Origin of the sequence: Pseudomonas sp. HMWF006, from assembly GCF_003061205.1 — a bacterium.
Classification (GTDB): domain Bacteria; phylum Pseudomonadota; class Gammaproteobacteria; order Pseudomonadales; family Pseudomonadaceae; genus Aquipseudomonas; species Aquipseudomonas monsensis.
On sequence record NZ_QAIU01000001.1, the window covers coordinates 1 to 3,819 of the forward strand.

3 protein-coding genes and 1 pseudogene are annotated in these 3,819 nt (G+C 61.7%); 2 read left to right on the plus strand and 2 right to left on the minus strand.

Annotated features, from left to right (window positions below; all coding sequences use genetic code 11):
- Both DBR24_RS00005 and DBR24_RS00010 read left to right on the plus strand, forming a co-directional pair.
- On the plus strand, positions 1-556 hold a 556-nt coding region (locus DBR24_RS00005), incomplete at its 5' end, for a DUF1842 domain-containing protein (protein WP_218278112.1).
- 102 nt (positions 557-658) lie between these two features.
- A complete protein-coding gene (locus DBR24_RS00010) occupies positions 659-2,122 on the plus strand; it encodes a GDL motif peptide-associated radical SAM/SPASM maturase (protein ID WP_123464286.1) in 1,464 nt (487 codons plus the stop codon).
- A 162-nt stretch (positions 2,123-2,284) separates the two neighbouring features.
- Here DBR24_RS00010 and DBR24_RS31370 read toward each other — a convergent pair.
- Together DBR24_RS31370 and DBR24_RS00015 are read right to left on the minus strand one after the other, a co-directional pair.
- Positions 2,285-2,389: pseudogene (locus tag DBR24_RS31370) on the minus strand (DUF1801 domain-containing protein); the annotation flags it as partial.
- 86 nt (positions 2,390-2,475) lie between these two features.
- Positions 2,476-3,819: LTA synthase family protein (locus tag DBR24_RS00015; RefSeq protein ID WP_146188914.1), on the minus strand; the 1,344-nt coding region annotated here is incomplete at its 5' end.

Consider the following 3,819-nt stretch of genomic DNA (forward strand, 5'->3'; position numbering starts at 1 on the left):
CCTCAATGTCAGCAATTCAATGCTTGGCGCCCCGGTTCTGACCCTCGATCTGTTGGTCGATACCGTGCACAAAAAAGTCAGCGGGATTGCCAGTGTCTTTCAGGCCACCTGGCCCACCGTCAATTTTCGTGCGCGGGTCTGGGGCAGTTATTCCGAGGCCAAGCTGACGTCGAAAGTCGAAAACCACATCATCCTCACCCTCGACGGCAGCCCGAGCGGCCCGCTCAGCCAGATCGCCCAGACCTTCCACCTCAAAGGCATTCTGGCCGGCGACTGGGCCAGCGGTTTTGTCGATTATCGCTATGAAGAACAGGGCCAGTGGCACGAGATGAAACATGTCGCCGTGCACCAGGCGCCGACGGTCGAGCCGCAACCGGTACCGCATCCGTACCTGCCGTTGTATGCCGTGGCGGTGCAGCAGGCACAGGCCAGTGGTGATCTGGCGCAACTCAAGTCCGTGGTCCGGCAAGCCGAGCAGCAACTGGCCCACGAGGACGTCTTGCGTGGTGCACTCGAGCAACTGAACGCGGAAATCGCGCGCCTGGAAGCGCGCTAACTGTCAGGCCCGGGCGGGGTCAGCGATGATTCCGCCCGGGAATTGTGACAACCAAGGTCAATCCATTCGTGCCGCGCACAAGTACGTGCGTAAGGATTTCCCATGTCAGACGCCCGCCCTGCCCGCTACCTCAGCGACACCGATCTCAAGCGCTACGTGCCAGTGCACGTGGTCTGGGAAATCACCCTGGCCTGCGACCTCAAATGCCTGCACTGCGGCTCCCGCGCGGGGCATCGCCGACCTGACGAACTCAATACCCGCGAATGCCTGGAGGTGATCGACGCACTGGCCGAGCTGGGCACCCGCGAGATCACCCTGATCGGCGGCGAAGCCTATCTGCGCAAGGACTGGACGCAGTTGATCCGGGCAATTCACGACCACGGCATGTACTGCGCGATTCAGACCGGCGGGCGCAATCTCACCCCGGCGAAAATGCAGGCCGCGGTCGACGCCGGCCTCAATGGCGTGGGCATTTCCCTCGACGGCCTCGCGCCGTTGCACGATGCCGTGCGCAATGTGCCAGGCTCGTTCGACAAAGCGGTGGACACCCTGCGCCGGGCCAAAGCCCTGGGTCTGGCCGTGAGCGTCAACACCCAGATCGGCGCGGCCACCCTGCCCGATTTGCCCGAACTGATGGACACCATCATCGAACTCGGCGCGACCCATTGGCAGATCCAGATCACCGTCGCAATGGGCAATGCCGTCGACCATCCGGAACTGCTGCTGCAGCCGTATCAGCTACTGGAGGTGATGCCGTTGCTCGCGCGGCTGTATCGCGAAGGCGTGGATCGCGGCCTGTTGATGAACGTTGGCAACAACATCGGCTACTACGGCCCCTATGAACATATCTGGCGCGGTTTCGGTGACGAGCGCGTGCACTGGAGTGGTTGCGCAGCCGGGCAAACGGTGCTGGCGCTGGAGGCGGACGGCACAGTGAAAGGCTGTCCGTCGCTGGCCACGGTCGGCTTCTCCGGTGGCAACGTGCGCAATATGAGCCTGCATGACATCTGGCATTACAGCGAAGGCATGCACTTCGGGCGTCTGCGTTCGGTCGATGACATGTGGGGTTATTGCCGCAGTTGTTATTACAACGACGTCTGTCGCGGCGGCTGCACTTGGACGTCGCACTCGCTGTTGGGCAAACCCGGCAACAATCCCTACTGCCACTACCGCACGCTGGAGCTGGAAAAACGCGGATTGCGCGAACGCATCGTCAAGGTCGAGGACGCCGCACAGCAGTCGTTTGCCGTCGGCCGTTTCGACCTGATCACCGAGCGCATCGACACCGGGGAAAAGGTCAGTAGCGTCAGCGACAGCGGTCAGGTGATCAAACTGGCGTGGATCAATCAGGGCCGGCAATCGCCGGAGGAAGGACGGATACCGGTACAGCTCAGCCTGTGCCGCAGTTGCCTGCAATACATTTATCCGCAGGAGGTAACGTGCCCGCATTGCCAGGCGGATGTGGCGGCGGCGCAGGCGGTGTATCTGGCGGACCGCGCAAGGCAGCAGGCGATCATGAATACGTTGACGGGGTTGTTGGGCGCGCCGCCGAGTACGTTGGTTTGAGGGTTGGGATTTGTGGGTGCAGTTGGATTTACCCCCTCACCCCAGCCGTCTCTCCCAGGGGGCGAGGGGAAAGCGAGCCGATGTGTGGGTCTTTCAGATTTTGTATTCACTCGGTCAGTCCCCTCTCCCTCTGGGAGAGGGGCCGGGTGAGGCTTTCTTCGCCAGGCTGGCATTGAACAACCGCGCCGGTTCGTCCAGTGACGCACCTTTGGCGAAGGTCATCTTCACCGCGCTCTTGTAGGTCTCACCGGTACTGATATTGGCTGCCCTCTGTCTTGTTCATTGGCGGATGCTCGACGGGACCGGAGAGAAGCAACTCTAGTCCGCGACTTTCCCCCGCGCCAGTTCCAGGCTCAGCGCACATTGCGGTACAACATCAACCGCGCACTTTCGTGCAGCCCACGCGTCAATTCCACCAGCCGCTGAAACTCTTGCGGGTGCTGCTCGGCGACGTTGTCCAGCGGCGTTGACGAGCGCAGGTCATGCAGGGTCGGTGCGCTGCCATCGTGTTGCATTTGCAGCAGGTGATGCCGGGTCACGCCGCCAATCAACGGGAACGTGCCTTCGCGCAATACCAGCGGCACCACGCGCTCGCCTTCTGGCGTCGCTTGCTGAATATCGCGGCCCATCGCACCGTTGCTGAACGGGATGCCGGCCATTCCCGCGACCGTCGGCAACAGATCCGTCAGCCCCACGGCTTCATCGACAACCCTGGGTTTGAGCAGCCCCGGCGCGTGAATCAGCATCGGCACATGGTTGCTCTCCAGCCCCAGCAGTTCGAACGCCGGCGGCATGTGCGGGATCTGGCTGATGCGGGTGTTGTGGTCGCCGAAGAACACAAAAATCGTGTTGTCGTAATAGCCGCCGGCCTTGGCCAGTTCCATCAACTTGCCGATATTGAAGTCCAGCAGGCGCACGGCGTTGTATTGCTCGACACTGCGCGAACCGGCGGCCTGTACCTGTTCCAGTGAGAGCTGGCTGATCTGAAAGCCGTCATTGTCCTTGGGAATGGTGAACGGCCGATGATTGCCTGAGGTTTGCACGTAGGCGAAAAACGGCCGGTCCTTGGGCAGTTCACGCAGGATGCGGTCGCTTTCCTTGAACAGGTCCAGATCAGAAATCCCCCACACGTCCACCAGCGGCGACCGCCAGTCACGCTCCTGATAAAGCTTCACACCCTCGATGCTCTGCTGGATCAGCGCATTGATATTGGCCCACCCGGCATTGCCGCCAATCATGTACAGCTTCTGATAGTCGGTGAACGCGTTGATCAGGGTGTGCTGGCGGGTGATCAACGGGTGCCGCGTTGCAGTGGCCTGGCGGGTGACGTCCGGCACCCCGGTGATGCTGGCCCAGACGGTTTTTGCCGTGCCGGTGACCGGCACGTAAAAGTGCCGGAAAAACCAGCTTTGGCTCGCCAGCCGATCGAGATTCGGCGTCGGATTCAGCGGGTTGCCATAGGCGCCCACCGCGCTGGTGCCCAGGGACTCGAGCATGACGAACATCACGTTCGGCGTCCCGGCAACGCGATATGGCTGAACGGCTTGCTGGCGATCAAAGTTCAACGTCTGCACATCCGGCCGATCCACGCCCAGATAACGCGCCACCGCCGGGTAATGCGCACGCACTTGCGCTTCATCGAACTGCGCCTGCCCGGCCTTGAGCGTGTCATACAGAAACAGCACCGGGTTCAGGCC